16 protein-coding genes and 1 pseudogene are annotated in these 16688 nt (G+C 74.6%); 11 read left to right on the top strand and 6 right to left on the bottom strand.

What is annotated here, in order from left to right:
- Window positions 1-85: 85 nt before the first annotated feature.
- The 3 genes and pseudogenes from BXA05_RS05870 to BXA05_RS05860 form a co-directional block, all read right to left on the bottom strand.
- Window positions 86-2470 carry an ATP-binding cassette domain-containing protein gene (locus BXA05_RS05870; RefSeq protein WP_076404290.1) on the bottom strand — a complete coding sequence of 795 codons (2385 nt, stop codon included), beginning with the start codon at window positions 2468-2470 and terminating at the stop codon, window positions 86-88.
- A 238-nt stretch (window positions 2471-2708) separates the two neighbouring features.
- Window positions 2709-3119, bottom strand: a complete 411-nt coding sequence (locus BXA05_RS05865) for a VOC family protein (protein WP_031316030.1) — start codon at window positions 3117-3119, stop codon at window positions 2709-2711.
- Window positions 3120-3327: 208 nt separating this feature from the next.
- Window positions 3328-3720: pseudogene (locus BXA05_RS05860) on the bottom strand (helix-turn-helix transcriptional regulator); the annotation flags it as partial.
- On the opposite strand from BXA05_RS05860, the gene BXA05_RS05855 reads away from it, so the two are divergent.
- The 8 genes from BXA05_RS05855 (at window position 3719) to BXA05_RS05820 (ending at window position 11425) form a co-directional block, all read left to right on the top strand.
- The gene (locus BXA05_RS05855) at window positions 3719-4537 is read left to right on the top strand and encodes an IclR family transcriptional regulator (RefSeq protein ID WP_076404289.1); all 819 of its coding nucleotides are present in this window, start codon (window positions 3719-3721) and stop codon (window positions 4535-4537) included. The pseudogene BXA05_RS05860 and the gene BXA05_RS05855 overlap by 2 nt on opposite strands.
- 162 nt (window positions 4538-4699) lie before the next feature.
- A complete protein-coding gene (locus BXA05_RS05850) occupies window positions 4700-5668 on the top strand; it encodes a metal ABC transporter substrate-binding protein (RefSeq protein WP_076404288.1) in 969 nt (322 codons plus the stop codon).
- Complete coding sequence (locus tag BXA05_RS05845; RefSeq protein WP_076404287.1) at window positions 5665-6429, top strand: metal ABC transporter ATP-binding protein; 765 nt, start codon at window positions 5665-5667, stop codon at window positions 6427-6429. The genes BXA05_RS05850 and BXA05_RS05845 overlap by 4 nt, the downstream gene beginning before the upstream one ends.
- The gene (locus BXA05_RS05840; RefSeq protein ID WP_076404286.1) at window positions 6426-7298 is read left to right on the top strand and encodes a metal ABC transporter permease; all 873 of its coding nucleotides are present in this window, start codon (window positions 6426-6428) and stop codon (window positions 7296-7298) included. The genes BXA05_RS05845 and BXA05_RS05840 overlap by 4 nt, the downstream gene beginning before the upstream one ends.
- 134 nt (window positions 7299-7432) lie before the next feature.
- Entirely contained in the window at window positions 7433-7933 is a 501-nt protein-coding gene (locus BXA05_RS05835; RefSeq protein WP_043658772.1) for a hypothetical protein, read from the top strand.
- Window positions 7934-8011: 78 nt separating this feature from the next.
- A complete protein-coding gene (locus tag BXA05_RS05830) occupies window positions 8012-9670 on the top strand; it encodes a bifunctional phosphatase PAP2/diacylglycerol kinase family protein (RefSeq protein ID WP_076404285.1) in 1659 nt (552 codons plus the stop codon).
- Between the two features lie 170 nt (window positions 9671-9840).
- Window positions 9841-10140, top strand: a complete 300-nt coding sequence (locus BXA05_RS20235) for a hypothetical protein (protein WP_076404284.1) — start codon at window positions 9841-9843, stop codon at window positions 10138-10140.
- Between the two features lie 193 nt (window positions 10141-10333).
- Entirely contained in the window at window positions 10334-11425 is a 1092-nt protein-coding gene (locus BXA05_RS05820; protein WP_083711540.1) for an LLM class flavin-dependent oxidoreductase, read from the top strand.
- Between the two features lie 153 nt (window positions 11426-11578).
- Here the strand turns inward: BXA05_RS05820 and BXA05_RS05815 are convergent, their stop codons facing one another.
- Complete coding sequence (locus tag BXA05_RS05815; RefSeq protein ID WP_076404283.1) at window positions 11579-12634, bottom strand: NAD-dependent epimerase/dehydratase family protein; 1056 nt, start codon at window positions 12632-12634, stop codon at window positions 11579-11581.
- 148 nt (window positions 12635-12782) lie between these two features.
- Between BXA05_RS05815 and BXA05_RS19280 the strand changes: the two genes are divergently transcribed.
- Together BXA05_RS19280 and BXA05_RS05805 are read left to right on the top strand one after the other, a co-directional pair.
- Complete coding sequence (locus tag BXA05_RS19280) at window positions 12783-13037, top strand: type II toxin-antitoxin system Phd/YefM family antitoxin (RefSeq protein WP_021483636.1); 255 nt, start codon at window positions 12783-12785, stop codon at window positions 13035-13037.
- Window positions 13034-13426, top strand: a complete 393-nt coding sequence (locus BXA05_RS05805; RefSeq protein ID WP_168946233.1) for a type II toxin-antitoxin system VapC family toxin — start codon at window positions 13034-13036, stop codon at window positions 13424-13426. The genes BXA05_RS19280 and BXA05_RS05805 overlap by 4 nt, the downstream gene beginning before the upstream one ends.
- 13 nt (window positions 13427-13439) lie before the next feature.
- Here the strand turns inward: BXA05_RS05805 and BXA05_RS05800 are convergent, their stop codons facing one another.
- Window positions 13440-14303 (bottom strand): siderophore-interacting protein, encoded by an 864-nt coding sequence (locus BXA05_RS05800; RefSeq protein WP_076404282.1) that lies wholly within the window; start codon window positions 14301-14303, stop codon window positions 13440-13442.
- Between the two features lie 105 nt (window positions 14304-14408).
- Window positions 14409-15548, bottom strand: coding sequence for an epoxide hydrolase family protein (locus BXA05_RS05795; RefSeq protein ID WP_076404281.1), 1140 nt, complete (start codon window positions 15546-15548; stop codon window positions 14409-14411).
- A gap of 140 nt (window positions 15549-15688) precedes the next feature.
- Here BXA05_RS05795 and BXA05_RS05790 point away from each other — a divergent pair, with 140 nt between their 5' ends.
- Entirely contained in the window at window positions 15689-16639 is a 951-nt protein-coding gene (locus BXA05_RS05790) for a helix-turn-helix transcriptional regulator (RefSeq protein ID WP_076404280.1), read from the top strand.
- Window positions 16640-16688 lie beyond the last annotated feature (49 nt).

Here is a 16688-nt window from a genome sequence, read left to right as displayed (position 1 = left end):
CTGCCCGGGACGCGCCACGATCACCTGTTCGGCACCGGGCGGGGGGTGTGGAGGGGCGGGCGGCGGAGAGGCCGGGGGCAGCGGGTCAGGCGTTCACGTAGGCCGCGAGGTGCTGGCCCGTCAGGGTGGAGCGGGCCGCCACGAGGTCGGCCGGGGTGCCCTCGAAGACGACACGACCGCCGTCGTGCCCGGCGCCGGGGCCGAGGTCGATGATCCAGTCCGCGTGCGCCATGACCGCCTGGTGGTGCTCGATGACGATGACGGACTTGCCCGCGTCGACGATCCGGTCGAGGAGCCCGAGGAGGTTCTGCACGTCCGCGAGGTGGAGGCCGGTCGTCGGCTCGTCGAGCACGATCACGCCGCCCTTGTCGCCGAGGTGGGTCGCGAGCTTGAGGCGCTGGCGCTCGCCGCCGGACAGCGTCGTGAGGGGCTGGCCGAGGCTCACGTACCCGAGACCGACGTCGTCGAGGCGCTCGAGGATCGCCGCGGCGGCCGGCACCTTGCCCTCGCCGGACGAGAAGAACGCGCGCGCCTTCGCGACCGGGAGGTCGAGCACGTCGGCGATGTTCAGCCCGCCGAGCGTGTAGTCGAGCACCGCGGCCTGGAACCGGCGGCCCCCGCAGTCCTCGCATGGGGTCGAGACGGTCTCCATGAAGCCGAGCTCGGTGTAGATGACGCCCGCGCCCTTGCACTCGGGGCACGCGCCCTCGGAGTTGGCGCTGAACAGGGCGGGCTTGACGCCGTTGGCCTTGGCGAACGCCTTGCGGATCGGCTCCAGCAGGCCCGTGTAGGTCGCGGGGTTGCTGCGGCGCGACCCCCGCACCGCGCTCTGGTCGATCGTCACGACGCCCTCACGCCGCGACACCGACCCCTCGACGAGCGAGCTCTTGCCCGACCCGGCCACCCCGGTCAGCACGACGAGCACCCCGAGCGGGATGTCGACGTCCACGTCCTGCAGGTTGTGCGCGTCCGCGCCGCGGATCTCCAGCGCGCCCGACGGCGAGCGCACCTCCTCCTTGAGCGTCGCGCGGTCGTCGAGGTGGCGGCCGGTGACGGTGTCGCTCGCCCGCAGCCCCTCGACCGTGCCCTCGAACGTCACCCGGCCGCCCGCCGTGCCCGCACCCGGGCCGAGGTCGACGACGTGGTCCGCGACGACGACCGTCTCCGGCTTGTGCTCGACGACGAGGACCGTGTTGCCCTTGTCGCGCAGCTGGAGCAGGAGGCCGTTCATGCGGTCGATGTCGTGCGGGTGCAGGCCGATGGTCGGCTCGTCGAAGACGTAGGTGACGTCGGTGAGCGACGACCCGAGGTGGCGCAGCATCTTGATGCGCTGCGACTCGCCGCCCGACAGCGTGCCCGACGGCCGGTCGAGGCTGAGGTAACCCAGCCCGAGCTCGACGAACGACGCCAGGTTCTCGCCGAGGGCGTTGACGACGGGCGCCATGTGGGGGTCGTCCAGGTCGCGGATCCACGCGGCGAGGTCGGTGATCTGCATCGCGCACAGGTCCGCGATGTTCACGCCGCGGATCTTCGACGAGCGCGCCGACTCGGACAGGCGCGTGCCACCGCAGTCGGGGCACGGCGCGAACGTCGCGGCGCGTTCGACGAACGCGCGGACGTGCGGCTGGAGCGAGTCGACGTCCTTGGAGAACATCGACTTCTGGATCTTGGGGATCAGGCCCTCGTAGGTGACGTTGATCCCCATCGCCTTGATCTTGGTGGGCTCCTTGTAGAGGAAGTCCTGCATCTGCTGGTCGGTGAACTCGCGGATGGGCCGGTCGCCCGGGAAGAACCCCGACTCGGCGAACCCGCGCACCATCCACCCGTCGGCGGTGTACCCCGGGACCTTGATCGCGCCGTCGCGCAGCGACTTGGAGTCGTCGAAGATCTCCGTGAGGTCGAGGTCCGAGACCGCGCCGCGCCCCTCGCACCGCGGGCACATGCCGCCGTGGTAGATCGCGTTGCGGACGATCGTCTTCTCGCCGGTGGCCGACGTCATGATGCCGCTCGCCTTGCGCGCGGGGATGTTGAAGGAGAACGCCGTGGGCGGGCCGACCTGCGGCTCGCCGAACCGGCTGAACAGCACCCGCAGGATCGCGTTCGCGTCGGTCACCGTGCCCACCGTGGAGCGCGGGTTGGCGCCCAGGCGCTCCTGGTCCACGACGATCGCCGTCGTGAGCCCTTCGAGCACGTCGACGTCGGGGCGGTCCAGCGTGGGCATGAAGCCCTGGAGGAACGCCGGGTAGGTCTCGTTGATGAGGCGCTGCGACTCGGCCGCGACGGTGTCGAACACGAGCGAGCTCTTGCCCGACCCGGAGACGCCCGTGAACACCGTGAGACGCCGCTTCGGGATCTCGACGCTCACGTCCTGCAGGTTGTTCGCCCGCGCCCCCTGGACCCGGATGACGTCGTGCGCGTCGGGGTCCTGGCGCTCCGAGGTCGGGGTTCCCGTCGTCGTGGCCGTGCTCATGCGTGTCTCCTCGTCGTCGAGCCTCGTCGCACGGTCGGAGGACCGGTCGACGGCGCCGACCGCCCGCTCCCGGCAGCCCGGGAAGAGTCTGCCGGAGAGCCGGACGGTCGGCGCGTGGATGGGTGCGGTGCGTGGACGTCCCGGGGGTGAGGACCGGCCGGGCGGTCGGGACTCATCGCGCCGTGCGCGACGGCGGCGCGGAACCGGGCGACGGAGCGGGACCGCGGCGGGGCGGAGGTCAGGAGCGCTGCTGGATGCGGATCTCGTTGCCCGCCGGGTCGCGGAACGCGCAGTCGCGCACGCCGTAGGGCTGGTCGATCGGCTCCTGCACGACCTCCGCCCCCGCGGCCTCGATCCGGGCGAACGTCTCGTCGACGTCGGGCGTCGCGAGGTTGACGCCGAAGTACGCGCCCTTGGCCACGATCTCCAGGAGGGCGCGCTTGTCGTCGTCGTTGAGGCCCGGGGTCGCGGCCGGCGGGTGCAGCACGATCGCGGTGTCCGGCTGGTCGGCCGGGCCCACGGTGATCCACCGCATCCCCTCGTAGCCGACGTCGTTGCGGACCTCGAAGCCGAGCACGTCGCGGTAGAACGCGAGCGACGCGTCGGGGTCGGTCTGGGGCAGGAAGCTGGAGTTGATGGTGAGGTTCATGAGAACGACGCTAGGACCGCCGTCCGGCCTGCGCTTCTCGATTCCTGACCGGTCGCGTGACGCGCCGCGCGACGCACGCCGGCAGCCCGTCCAGCCGCTCCGCGCCGGGGACGGCGCCCGCCTCGGCGGCGGACGCGGCGCCCGACGCGGTGCCCGGTGCCGCCGCCGCGGCCGTCCGCGACTCCGCGGGAGCCGGGGACCCGGCGTCGGACTCGGCCGCGCGCCGTCGGTACACGCTCGGCGGCACGCCGACGAGCTCGGTGAAGCGCGTGCTGAACGTCCCCAAGGAGGAGCACCCCACCGCGAAGCACACGTCCGTGACGCTCAGGTCGCCGCGACGCAGCAGCGCCTTCGCGCGCTCGATCCGCCGCGTCATGAGGTACGCGTAGACCGACTCCCCGTACGCCGCCTTGAACTCGCGGCTCAGGTGCCCGGCCGACACGTGCACGCCGGCCGCGAGCGCCGTGACGTCGAGCGGCTGCGCGTACTCGCGGTCGATCCGGTCCCGCACGCGCCGCAGGCGCGCGAGGTCGCGCAGGCGCTGGTCGTCGGGCGTCGTCGTCACGCCTCGATCGTGCCACGGGCCTACCGTGGCCTCCATGCCGAGCGACGTCCCCGCCGCGCGCCAGGCCGTGCGCGTGCTCACGTTCCTCGCCGCGCAGGCGGGCCCGTCGCCCGCGGCCGCCGTCGCGCAGGGCCCCGGGCTGCCCCGCTCGACCGTCTACCACCTGCTGTCCGTCCTCGTCGACGAGGGGTTCGTGACCCACCTGCCCGAGGAGCACCGTTACGGGCTCGGGACGGCGTCGCTCGCGCTCGGGTCGGCGTACGCGCGGCAGGCGCCCCTCGCGCGGCTCGCGCGGCCCGTCGTCGCGCGCCTCGTCGAGTCGACGGGCGAGAGCGCGCACCTCGCCGTGCTCAACGGGCGCGAGGTCCTCTACCTCGTCGAGCAGCGCGCGCCGGGCCGCCCCACGCTCGTGACCGACGTCGACGTGCGCCTCCCCGCGCACCTCACCGCGAGCGGGCGCGCCGTCCTCGCCGGCCTCCCCGCGGCCCAGGTCCGCGCCCTCTTCCCCGGCGCCGCGGCGTTCGCCGACCGCACCGGCGTCGGGCCGCAGACCCTCGGCGCCCTGCGCGAGGTGCTGCGCGGCGTCCGACGGCGCGGCTGGGCCGAGGAGGACGGCGAGGTCACCCCGGGCCTCGCGTCCGTCGCGCACGCGGCCGTCGACCACACCGGGCTCCCCGTCGCCGGCATCGCCCTCACCTTCTGGTCCGACGACGCCCCACCCGCCCGCCGCGCGGAGCTCGCCGCCGCCGTCGGGCGCGCCGCCGCCGAGGTGAGCCGCCGCATCGGCGCCCGCGCCTCCCCGACCCGCCCGGCGAGCCCGACCGCCCCGTCCGCCCCGTCCGCGCCGAGGTAGAGCTCTGGTCTGCCGAGGTAGAGCCGTGGTCTCTTTCCTCGCTGAGCCAGGGCTCTACCTCGCGGGACCTGGGCTCTACCTCGCGGGACCTGGGCTCTACCTCGGCTGACCGGGGTGGAAACGGCGTTGCGTGCGGCCGACGTGACGACTAGGTTTTTCGGTATGCCGAACTTTTTGACGCGGAGGTCCGCATCCCGTGCTGCCGCAGCCGTCGCGGTGCTCGCCGCAGCGACGCTGAGCGGCTGCTCGAGCGCCACGGACGCGGGGGCGACCCCGCCCGACGACGGCCGGCCCGTCGTGCTCACGACGTTCACCGTGCTCGCCGACATGGCGGAGAACGTGGCGGGCGACCACCTGCGCGTCGAGTCGATCACGAAGGTCGGGGCGGAGATCCACGGCTACGAGCCGACGCCCGGCGACGTCCGCAGGGCGGCGGACGCCGACCTCATCCTCGACAACGGCATGGGGCTCGAGGCGTGGTTCGGGCGGTTCGTCGACGGGCTCGACGTGCCGCACGTCGTCGTGAGCGAGGGCGTCGAGCCCATCGCGCTCGGCGACGACACCGCCGAGGAGTACCAGGGCAAGGAGAACCCGCACGCCTGGATGTCGCCCGTGAACGCGCAGGTCTACGTCCAGAACATGGCCGACGCCTTCGCGGAGCTCGACCCGGCCCACGCCGACGACTACGCGGCGAACGCCGCGGCCTACTCCGCCGAGCTCGCCGCCGTGCACGACGAGCTCACGACGGCGCTCGACGCGCTGCCCGAGGGTCACCGCGCGCTGGTCACGTGCGAGGGCGCGTTCCCGTACCTCGCGCGCGACGCCGGGCTCGCGGAGAAGTACCTGTGGGCGGTCAACGCCGAGCAGCAGGCGACACCGCAGTCGGTCGTCGGCGCCATCGAGTTCGTCGAGCAGCACGACGTCCCGGCCGTGTTCTGCGAGTCCACCGTCTCCGACGACGCGATGCAGCAGGTCGCGCGCGAGTCCGGCGCGGCGTTCGGCGGGACGCTCTACGTCGACTCCCTCTCCGCGCCCGACGGCCCCGTGCCGACCTACCTCGACCTCCTGCGCCACGACACCGAGACCATCGTCGCGGGCCTCACCGGCACCACCGCGGGCGGTGACGCGTGAGCGCGGGCGGGCGGGCGCCGTCGGGCACGCCCGCGATCGACGTGCGCGACCTCACCGTCCACTACGGCGACGTCCTCGCGCTCGACGGCGCGACCCTCGCCCTGGGGTCCTCGCACGGGCCGGGGACGGTGTGCGGGCTCGTCGGCATGAACGGCTCGGGCAAGTCGACGCTGTTCAAGGCGGTCATGGGCATGGTCCGGCCGGACCGCGGCACCGTCCTGGTCGACGGCGCACCCCCCGCGCGCGCCCGGCGCGCCCAGGCGGTGGGGTACGTGCCGCAGAGCGAGGACGTCGACTGGGCCTTCCCGCTGAGCGTGCGCGACGTCGTCATGACGGGCCGCTACGGCTACCAGGGCTTCACGCGGCGCACGCGGCCCGCGGACCGGGAGGCGGTCGAGCACGCGCTCGCGCGCGTCGAGCTCACCGACCTCGCCGACCGGCAGATCGGCGCGCTCTCGGGCGGGCAGCGCAAGCGCGCGTTCGTCGCCCGGGGGCTCGCGCAGGGCGCGACGATCCTCCTGCTCGACGAGCCGTTCGCCGGCGTGGACAAGCGCACGGAGGCGACGATCACCACGCTGCTGCGCGAGCTCGCGGCCGGCGGGGCGACCGTCCTCGTCTCGACCCACGACCTGCACGCGCTGCCCGAGCTCTCCGACGAGGCGGTGCTGCTCCACCGCCGCGTCCTGCTGCACTCGACGCCCGCGGAGGTCCTGCGGCCCGAGAACCTCGCGCTCGCGTTCGGCGTGGAGGTGGCCCCGTGACCGACCTCCTCGACACCCTCCTGGAGCCGCTGTCGTTCGAGTTCCTGCGCACCGCGCTCGCCGTCACGGTGACCGCCGGGATCGTGTGCGGCGTGCTGTCGTGCTGGCTCGTGCTCGTGGGCTGGTCCCTCATGGGCGACGCCGTCTCGCACGCCGTGCTGCCCGGCGTCGTGCTCGCGTACGTGGTGGGGGCGCCGTTCGCGCTCGGCGCGCTCGTCTTCGGGCTGCTCGCGGTGCTGCTCATCGGCGCGGTGCGCGACACGTCGCGCGTCAAGGAGGACGCCGCGATCGGGGTCGTGTTCACGACGCTCTTCGCGCTCGGGCTCGTCCTCATCTCCGTGACGCCGAGCCAGACGGACCTCAACCACATCCTCTTCGGCAACCTGCTCGGGGTGTCGCGTGCGGACCTGCTCCAGGTGCTCGCGCTCGGCGCGGTGACGCTCGCGGTCGTCGTGCTCAAGCGGCGCGACCTCACGCTCTACGCGTTCGACCCGACGCACGCGCACGCGATCGGGCTCTCGCCCCGACGGCTCGGCGCGCTGCTGCTCGGCCTGCTCGCGCTGACGGTGGTGGTCGCCCTCCAGGCCGTCGGCGTGGTCCTCGTCGTCGCGCTGCTCATCACGCCCGGCGCGACGGCGTACCTCCTCACCGACCGCTTCTCGCGGATGCTGTGGATCTCGCCGCTCGTCGCGGCGGTGTGCGGGGTCGTGGGCATCTACGTCAGCTACTACCTCGACACGGCGTCGGGCGGGACGGTCGTCGTCGCGCTGGGCGTGGCGTTCGCGCTCGCGTACCTGTTCAGCCCGCGGCACGGGCTCGTCGGAACGCGGGTCGCGGCGGCCCGACGCCGTCGGCTCGCGCGCGTCTGACCGTCCGCTCCGGCGGCCCGCAACCCGGTCCGGGCCGCCGGACGACGCCTCCTGCGTGCGCTGTGTGCGAAATCTCCATGAATTCGCCCTCGATTCCCTGGTGCTTCTCAGGTTCGCCCGGGAGACTTGTCGCCATGTCAGCGAGGACGAGCGAGCCCACGACGCCGCAGCGCACGCGCACGTCTGCCCGGTTCGCCGCGGCGAGCCTGCTCGCGCTGTCCATGATGCTGCCGATGTGCTCGACGGCGAGCGCCGCCGAGGTCCAGCAGCTCATCGCCGACGCGCAGGTCCAGACGGAGACCATCGGGAACGACCTCGACCGCGTGCACGCCCAGCTCCCCGCCCTGCACCCCGTGCTCCGCAACGACGTGCTCGACGCCGTCGAGTCGGTCGAGGCGGCGACGGACGAGGCCCGCTCCGCGCTCGAGCGCGCGACCGACGACGACGAGGCGGCCGACGGTCGCGCCGCCGTCGCGCTCGCCGACGCGCAGGTCGCGCTCGACGCGGCGTCCGCCCAGCTCCGCTACGTGACGGACCTCGCGCACGACGCGGGCGAGGGCGTGGCCGTCGCGCTCGAGCGCCTGCAGGCGCACATCGACACGCTCCGCGGCGAGACGAGCCGCGCGGGGGCCTGAGCCCGACCACCCGGGCCACACGCGGGGCCGGAGCGCCGTCGCCGCGCGGTCCTCGACCGCCCTTCCTACGATGGCGAGATGCCTCGTGTCACCGGGATCGTCAAGCCTCACGAGGCGCTCCCCGGCGTCGCCCGCCTCGACCGCGCGGTGAACCGCTGGACCAACCGCCGCGCGCTGGGGGCCGCGGCCGACACCGCGCTCTCCCGGCTCTCGACGTGGGCCGACCACAGCGTGCTGTGGGCCGGGGCCGCGGTCGGGATCGCCGCCACCGGGCGGCGCGGGCGCGACGCCGCCCTGCGCGGCTACGGCTCGCTGCTCGTGTCGAGCGTCCTCGCGAACGTCGTCGGCAAGACCGTGTTCGGGGGCGTGCGCCCGTCGCTCGACGGCCTTCCCCTGTGGCGCCGCGTGGCGGACCCGCCGACGTCGCCCTCGTTCCCCTCGGGTCACTCGGCGTCGGCCGCCGCGTTCGTCACGGGCGTCGCGATCGAGTGGCCGACGGTCGGGCTGGCGCTCACGCCGCTCGCCGGGGCCGTCCTGTACTCGCGTCTGCACACGGGCTCGCACTGGTTCTCGGACGTCGCCGCGGGCGCGGCGCTGGGCGTCGGGGTCGCGCTCGCGGGTCGGGTGCTCGTCCCCGGCCGTGCCGAGCAGCGCCCCGACGTCCCGGCGGGGCCGCCCGCGGACGTCCCCGCGCTCGACGACGGCGCGGGCCTCTTCGTCGTCGTCAACCCGGCGGCGGGCTCGGGCCGGCTGCTCAAGGAGGACCCGCTCGCGGCGGTCCGCGACGGGCTCCCCCGCGCCGACCTCCACGTGCTCGCCGAGGGCGACGACCTGCGCCGTCTGTACGACGACGCCGTCGCGCGGGGCGCCCGCGCGCTCGGCATCAGCGGTGGCGACGGCACGGTGTCGACCGCGGCCGCGGCGGCGCGCGCGCACGACCTCCCGCTCGCCGTGCTCCCCGGCGGCACCCTCAACCACTTCGCGCGCGCGGCCGACCTCACGTCGATGCGCGCGACGATCGAGGCGGTGCGGACGGGCTCGGGCGTGACGATCGACGTCGCGGACCTCGAGGTCGACGGGGTCGACGGACCGCCCCGCACCGTGCTCAACACCTTCTCGGCCGGCGTCTACCCGGAGCTCGTCACCGAGCGCGAGAAGCACGAGCACCGGCTCGGCAAGTGGCCGGCGGCCGTCCTCGCGGCGGCGCGGGTGCTGCGGCGCGCACACCGAGTGCGCATGGAGGTGGACGGGCACGAGGGCGAGTACTGGTCGCTGTTCGCGGGCGTCAACCGCTACTACCCGCAGAGCCTCGCGCCGGTCGAGCGGCACCGCCTCGACGACGGCGTGCTCGACGTCCGCACAGCCCGGGCCGAGCGCCGCGCGAGCCGGCTGCGCACGTTCCTCGAGGTCGCGGCCGGCGACGCGGGGACCCGCGTCGCGCGGCGCGTGCCCGGGGTGCGGGGGCACCTCGTGGTCGACGCGACGTCCGTCCCGGCCCTCGAGCTCCGCTTCCCTGCGCGCGGCGCGGTCGTCGGGCCCGACGGCGAGGCCGTCACGACGGACCGCTCCCCCGACGCCGAGCACGGGCACCCCGGGTCGCCGCCCGTGGTGCTCGCGCACGACGGCGAGACGCTCTCGCTCGACGACGTCGCCCCCACCGGGCCGGTCACCGTCCGTCTCACCATGCGGCGCGGAGCGCTGCGTCTCTACGCCCCGAACGACCCGACGGCGGGCTGATCCGCCCGGCCTGTCCGGTATGTCCTGTGTTCACGGCACCCGGGGAGAACTCCCCCTGTTCACGCACAGGCGTCATGCCCCACAATGAGCCCCGCAGTCGCGCGGACGGCACCCCGTCCGCGCCCCGTCCGGACTCGACCACGTCGGCCCCACCAGAAAGCAGAAGAACCATGGCCCAGCAGTACCCCGCCGCCCCGCAGGCCCCCGCCGGCTACTCGGCCCCGATCGAGGACCCGGGCAAGACCCTCGGCATCGTCGGCTTCGTCCTCGCGTTCGTCTTCGCGGTCGCGGGCATCGTCGTCAGCGCGATCGCGCGCAAGAAGAGCAAGGAGGCGGGCTTCGACAACCAGCTCGCCAAGTGGGGTCTCATCCTCAGCATCATCTTCACCGTGCTCGGCGCCATCGGCTTCGTCATCTACATCGTCGCCATCGCGGCGCTCGTCGCGAACGGCGACGTCTCGACGTACTGACGTCCCCGCCGGCCCGCCGGCGCGGCACCGACGGCCGTCGTCCCACGCGGGGCGGCGGCCGTCGTCGTCCCTGCCGGCCGCCCGCGGACGGGTCGCGGAAGATCCGCGGACCGGGCACGGTTGAGACGCGCACGACCGCGCCACCGGTGAGAGCACCGGTCCCCCGACGGTCGCCCGACCGCAGGAGCAGATCATGACCGACGAGACGACCTCCCCGATCCCCACCGAGAGCGCGACGGCCGAACCGGACCCCGCGACGGTCGAGCTCGGGCTCGACACCTTCGGCGACGTGACCGCCGGGCCGGACGGCGTGCTGCTCAGCGGGGCGCGCACGATCCGCGACGTCGTCGAGGAGGCGGAGCTCGCGGACCAGGTCGGCGTCGACTTCTTCGGCGTCGGGGAGCACCACCGCGCGGACTTCGCCATCAGCGCGCCCGAGGTGGTGCTCGCCGGGATCGCGACGCGGACGTCGCGCATCCGCCTCGGCTCCGCGGTGACCGTGCTCAGCTCCGACGACCCGGTGCGCGTCTTCGAGCGGTTCTCGACGCTCGACGCGCTGTCCGGCGGGCGCGCGGAGGTCATCCTGGGGCGCGGGTCGTTCATCGAGTCGTTCCCGCTGTTCGGCTACGACCTCGCCGACTACGAGGTGCTGTTCGAGGAGAAGCTCGACCTGTTCGTCCACCTGCTCGACGAGGGCCCCGTCACGTGGTCGGGTACGACGCGCGCCGGGCTCGCCGACCAGGAGGTCTGGCCCAAGACCGAGAGCGGGCGCCTGCGCACGTGGGTCGGGGTCGGCGGCTCGCCCGAGTCGGTCGTGCGGACCGCGCGGCACGGGCTGGGCCTCATGCTCGCGATCATCGGCGGCGAGCCCGAGCGCTTCCGCCCCTACGTGGACCTCTACCACCGCGCGGTCGAGGAGCTCGGCACGCCCGTGCTGCCGATCGGCGTGCACTCGCCCGGCCACGTCGCCGAGACCGACGAGCAGGCGCAGGAGGAGGTCTACGAGCACTTCGCGGCGATGAACAACCGGATCGGGCGCGAGCGCGGCTGGCCCGCGTACCACCGCGGGCGGTTCGCCCACGACGTGCGCGACGGCTCGCTCTACGTCGGCTCGCCCGAGACGGTGGCCCGCAAGATCGCCCGCACCGTCCGCCTCCTCGGCGCAGGCCGGTTCGACCTCAAGTACTCGACCGGCACGCTCCCCCACTCGACGATGCTGCGCAGCATCGAGCTCTACGGCACCCAGGTCATCCCCCGCGTCCGCGAGCTCCTCGCGGAGCACTGACCCCCACTGATCGCTGCGCAGCCAACCCCCTCGTCGAGCACGACGTTGCTGTCGCCCTCGGGGCGAGAACGACAGCAACGCCGTGCTCGACGGCGGGCAGGGTCGTGCTCGACGGCGGCTGGTCGGCGGGCCGGGGGTCAGCGCGTCGGCGGGTCAGCCGCGGCCGGCGGCGCGCAGCGCGGCGGCCTCGAGGTCCGGCGGGAGCCCGACGGCGGGGCGGTCCGCCCGCTGCGGCGTCGCCTCTCCCGCGGCCTCGAGGGCGCGGAGCCACGCCCACGTGTCGCGCACCGTCTCGCGCACGTCGCGCGTGCGCAGGCCGAGCGTCGCCGCGCGCGACGTGTCGGATCCGTGGAGCGCGTCGTGCAGCTCGCCCGGCGGCAGCCAGACCGGGAGCTGGGTCCACGGCTCGATCCCGGCCGCGAGGACGGCCTCCGGCTCGACCCACACGAGCTCGGCGGGCGGGTTGCCCACTGCTGCCGCGTCGGCGGCGGTCGCCTCGACGCACGCGGCGAGCAGCTCGCCCATGGTCGTGTGCCCGGGCGCGCTGACGACGTCGACCGGCCCGGACGCGCCCGCGAGCGCCACGTCGAGCGCGAACGCCGCGAGGTCGCGCGCGTCGACGTACTGCAGCGGCAGGTCGGCGGGCCCGGGGGCGAGCACCGGGGCGCCGCGCGCGACGCGACGCAGCCACCACGGCAGGCGGCCCACGTTCTCCCGCGGCCCGAGGATGAGGCCCGCGCGCAGCAGGATCGCCCGGTCGCCGAGCGCGTCGGTCACGGCGATCTCCGCGCCGCGCTTGGCGCGGGCGTAGTCGTCGGAGGTCGTGTCGTCCGGGTCGCCGTCGACGAGCTCCGACGTCTCGTCGGCCCCGCGCGGCCGCGGGAACGGGTACACCGAGCGCGACGACACGTACACGTACCGGTCGTCGCCCGGCACCCGGCCGGCGAGGAGCCGGGCGGCGTCGCGCGCCGCCGCGGGCGCCCAGGACCACGTGTCGACGACGACGTCCCACTTCTGCGGGACGTCGTCCGCGCGCAGCGCGTCCAGGCCGTCGGGCCTGGTGCGGTCGCCCACGAGCTGCCGGACGCCGTCGGGCACGGGCGTGGTGCCCCGGTTGAGGACGGTGACGTCCCAGCCGCGGGCGAGGGCGTCGTCGACGACGGCGCGCCCCACGAAGTCGGAACCGCCGAGCACGAGGAGTCGGGTCATGGGCCCACTGTGGCGCGCCGTCGGTCCGCTTGCAGCCCGTTACGCCGCCCGCAGACGCCCGCGGGAGGGGACCTCACGGCCCTCGCGAGCCTTCCGCGGAGCACACTGGCCGGGTATCCTGGCCAGGATACCGACCCGAGGAGCGGCGATGCAGGTCAACGTGCTGGAGGCCAAGAACAACCTCTCTCAGCTCGTCAATCGAGCCGCAGCCGGCGAGGACGTGGTCATCGCGCGGCGTGGCGTCCCGCTCGTGCGACTCGTGCCGGTCCGGGCCGACCTCGCGCACGGGACCGGGGCGGCGATCGTCGAGTGGCTCGACGACCACCCGCCGTCGCGACGGACCGCCCGCTCGGCGAGCCAGATCGACGCCGACATCGAGGCCGCGCGCGAGGGCTGGGAGTGATCTACCTCGACACGTGCCTCGTCATCTACCTGGTCGAGGACGCCGAGCGTGGTCCGCACGTGCGCGAGCTGCTGGCCCGGCACGGGCACGAGGAGTTCGCGATCAGCCCGCTCGTCCGGCTGGAGTGCCTCGTGGGACCGCTGCGGTCCGGGGACCCGGAGCTCGAGGACCGGTACCGGGGCGCGCTCGACCTGTTCGTCGAGCTTCCCCTCGATGCCACGGCCTTCGAGCGGGCGGCACGCCTGCGCGCCTCCTCGTCGCTCCGGACGCCCGACGCGCTGCACCTCGCCGCCGCGCAGGTCCACGGGTGCTCCGCCCTGTGGACGAACGACTCGCGGCTCGCCGTCGCCGGACGCGGGCTCGCCGTCGACGTCATGCACGGCAGGTGACCCGGGCGCGGGGTCAGTCGGGGTCGGTCGGGTCCAAAGGAGCCTCGGGGTCGAGGTTGACGACGCCGCGGCGCCAGTAGCCGTGGACGGCGAGCTGGTCGGGCCGTGCCCCGGAGCCGCGCAGCGCGTGGCGCACCGCGACGAGGTCGGTCGCCTCGCCCGCGGCGAACACGTACTCGTCGGCGTCGAGCGGACCGAGCGCGCGGACGGCCTCGGCGAGCTGCCCGGGCCCGTCGGTGCGGTAGAGGAGCTCGGTCGTCGCGCGCCCGAGCTCGTCCTCGACGAACGCCTCGTCGACGTCGTCGCCGATCTCCACGATCGCGGTCACGGGCACGTCGGCCCCGACCGCCTCCACCCAGCGCGCGAGCGCCGGCAGGCCCGTCTCGTCCCCGACGAGCAGGAGCCGCCCGACGCCGTCCGGCACGGCGCGGCTCGTCGTCGGGCCGGCGAGCACGACCTCGTCGCCCACCGCCGCCCGTGCGGCCCACGCCGAGGCCGGGCCACCCTCGCCCGTGGGCGGCGCACCCGGGTCGGTGCCGCCGTGGAGCACCCAGTCGACGTCGACCTCGGGAACCCCGTCGACGGTCCGCGTCGCCCGGACGGTCAGCTCGCGCGAGATCGACACGACGCCTGCCGGGCGCTGGAGGGCGCCGTCGTCGGTGAGCGTCGGGGCGTGCAGGACGCCGGTGGCCGGGTCCGGGAGGAACACCTTGACGTGGTCGTCGGGGCCGGGCGCGCGCAGCGTCGCGAGCGAGGCGTCGCCCGGGGCGGCGTCGCGGAAGGTGAGGCGGCGCAGCGCGCCGGACGTCTCCCGGACGGCGTGCACGCGGACGCGGCGCGGGACGAGGTCGAGGCGGGTCACGGGTCGGGAGAACACCGCCCCATTCTGCGCCGAGCACGACGTCGCCGTCGTCATCGGTCGGATGACGACGACGACGTCGTGGTCGAGCGCGCGGTACCCCGTTCTCGACGGTCGCGGGCGTCAGGCGAAGAAGACCCGGAGGTCGGCGACGACGTCGAGCGGGACCTCGAGCGCCGCGTAGTGACCGCCGCGCGGGTGCTCGGACCAGTGCTCGATCCGGGCGTTGTCGCGCTCGGCGAACGCGCGGATCGTCTGGAAGTCGTCGGCGAAGACCGCCACGCCGATCCGGCCCCGGCTCACGACCGGCTCGGCGCCCGAGCGCTGCTCCGCGTAGTGGTAGCGCGCGGCGGTCGCGTAGGAGTTGGTCAGCCAGTAGAGCGTCGCCTGGGCGAGCACCTGGTCGGCGCTCACGAGGCTCGTCCCGTTGCCGAAGCTCTCGAACAGCTCGTGGTAGGCGAGGACGGCGACGGGCGAGTCGGCGAGGCCCGCGGCCATCGTCTGCGGCCGCGACGCGTTCATCGTGTTGTAGGCACCCACCGACTGGAACCACTGGAGGTGCCCGAGCGCGGCGAACTCCTTCTCGCCGAAGCCGTCCATCTCGCCGGGAGCGCCCGACGGGAAGGAGAAGAGCTGGAGCACGTGGGCGCCGAGGAAGCCCTCGGGGTCGAGGACCGCGAGCTCGCGGCCGACCATCGCGCCGCCGTCGCTGCCGTGGATCCCGTAGGAGTCGTACCCGAGGTCGCGCATGAGGACGTCGTAGGCGCGGGCGACGCGGGCCATCGTCCAGTCCGTGTCCCCGACGACGGGCGTCGAGAATCCGAAGCCCGGCATGGAGGGGATGACGAGGTGGAACGCGTCCTCGGGGCGGCCGCCGTGCGCGACGGGGTCGACGAGCGGGTCGATCATGTCGAGGAAGTCGAGGAACGAGCCCGGGTAGGTGTGCGCGAGCAGCAGCGGCGTCGCGTCGTCGTGCCGGGAGCGCACGTGGAGGTAGTGGATCGGCTGGCCGTCGATCTCGGTGCGGAAGCCCGGGTACGTGTTGACCCGGTCCTCGACCGCCCTCCAGTCGAACGCCGTCCAGCGCCCGACCATGTCGCGCAGGTAGGACTCGGGCGTGCCGTAGTCCCAGGAGTCCCCGGGGGCGGCGGGCGCGAACCGGGTCCGTCCGAGGCGCGACCTGAGGTCGTCGAGGTCGACCTGCGGGACGGCGACGGAGAACGGGCGGTGCTCGAGGGACGGGGAGCGGTGCGACGCGGTCATGGTGGTCTCCTCGGTCGGGCGGGGCCTCGTGCCCCGCTCTGCTCCCGACTCTAGGAAGGGTTCAGGAACGCTTCCTTCCGTTATTCTGGCTGTGCTCCGAGAAGTTCTCCCGCGTCGTCCGTCGACCCCAGGAGGGACCCGTGGCCTCCACCTCGGCCCGCATGCTCGCGCTGCTCGGCCTGCTCCAGTCGCGCCCCGACTGGTCGGGCGCCGAGCTCGCCGAGCGCCTCGACGTCAGCGACCGCACGGTCCGCAACGACGTCGCCCGCCTGCGCGAGCTCGGCTACCCCGTCGACGCGGTGCGCGGCCCGGGCGGCCGGTACCGGCTCGGCGCCGGGGCGCGGCTGCCCCCGCTCCTGCTCGACGACGCCGAGGCCGTCGCGGTCGCCGTTGGGCTGCGGGCCGCGACCGGCACGGCGGGCTTCGAGGAGTCCGGGGCGTCCGCGCTCGCCAAGCTGGAGCAGGTCATGCCGGACCGCCTGCGCCGTCGTCTCGCCGCGCTCCGGTCCGCGAGCGCCGCCGGCCCCGCGAACACGGACTCGAACGTCGAGGACCCGGTCGTCGACCCGGACACGCTCACCGCCCTGGCCGACGCCGTGCGCGACCACCAGGGCCTGCGCTGCTTCTACCGCGACGAGCCGCTCGAGCTCGAGCCGTACCGCCTCGTCGCGTGGCAGCGCCGCTGGTTCCTCGTGGCCCGCGACACGACGACCGGCGAGTGGGCTCCCTACCGCGTCGACTGGCTCGTGCTGCGCGTGCCGGGCGGGCGGCGGTTCGCGCCGGTGGACTTCCCCGGCGACCTGACCGACTTCGTCGTGCGCGAGGTCGCGCGCGCCGGCTGGGCCGTGCACGCCCGGATCGTCGTCGACGCGCCCGCCGACGAGGTGCTGCGGCGCATCAACCCGACGGTCGGCACGGTCGAGCCGCTCGCCGACGACCGCTCCGTCCTCGTCACCGGCGGCGACAGCGTCGAGGTCGTCGCGGTGTGGGTCGGGATGCTGGGCCTCGACTTCCACGTGACGGAACCGCGGGCTCTCGTCGACCACGTGCGCACCCTGGCCACCCGCTACGCCCGCGCGACCCCGCCGTGACCCACCCCACCCCCGCTCCCCTCCCCCCTCCCCCCGACCGGCATCGAAC

It is taken from the genome of Cellulosimicrobium funkei (genome assembly GCF_900155925.1).
Classification (GTDB): Bacteria; Actinomycetota; Actinomycetes; order Actinomycetales; family Cellulomonadaceae; genus Cellulosimicrobium; species Cellulosimicrobium funkei.
Note: the sequence above shows the minus strand (reverse complement) of the source record. Positions and strands in the feature narration are given on the sequence as shown.

Excerpts from the sequence above, each read along its gene's own strand:
- BXA05_RS05870 (WP_076404290.1), bottom strand. The coding sequence starts at position 2,470 with ATGAGCACGGCCACGACGACGGGAACCCCGACCTCGGAGCGCCAGGAC.
- BXA05_RS05865 (WP_031316030.1), bottom strand. The coding sequence starts at position 3,119 with ATGAACCTCACCATCAACTCCAGCTTCCTGCCCCAGACCGACCCCGAC.
- BXA05_RS05855 (WP_076404289.1), top strand. The coding sequence starts at position 3,719 with ATGCCGAGCGACGTCCCCGCCGCGCGCCAGGCCGTGCGCGTGCTCACG.
- BXA05_RS05850 (WP_076404288.1), top strand. The coding sequence starts at position 4,700 with ATGCCGAACTTTTTGACGCGGAGGTCCGCATCCCGTGCTGCCGCAGCC.
- BXA05_RS05835 (WP_043658772.1), top strand. The coding sequence starts at position 7,433 with ATGTCAGCGAGGACGAGCGAGCCCACGACGCCGCAGCGCACGCGCACG.
- BXA05_RS05830 (WP_076404285.1), top strand. The coding sequence starts at position 8,012 with ATGCCTCGTGTCACCGGGATCGTCAAGCCTCACGAGGCGCTCCCCGGC.
- BXA05_RS20235 (WP_076404284.1), top strand. The coding sequence starts at position 9,841 with ATGGCCCAGCAGTACCCCGCCGCCCCGCAGGCCCCCGCCGGCTACTCG.
- BXA05_RS05820 (WP_083711540.1), top strand. The coding sequence starts at position 10,334 with ATGACCGACGAGACGACCTCCCCGATCCCCACCGAGAGCGCGACGGCC.
- BXA05_RS05815 (WP_076404283.1), bottom strand. The coding sequence starts at position 12,634 with ATGACCCGACTCCTCGTGCTCGGCGGTTCCGACTTCGTGGGGCGCGCC.
- BXA05_RS19280 (WP_021483636.1), top strand. The coding sequence starts at position 12,783 with ATGCAGGTCAACGTGCTGGAGGCCAAGAACAACCTCTCTCAGCTCGTC.
- BXA05_RS05795 (WP_076404281.1), bottom strand. The coding sequence starts at position 15,548 with ATGACCGCGTCGCACCGCTCCCCGTCCCTCGAGCACCGCCCGTTCTCC.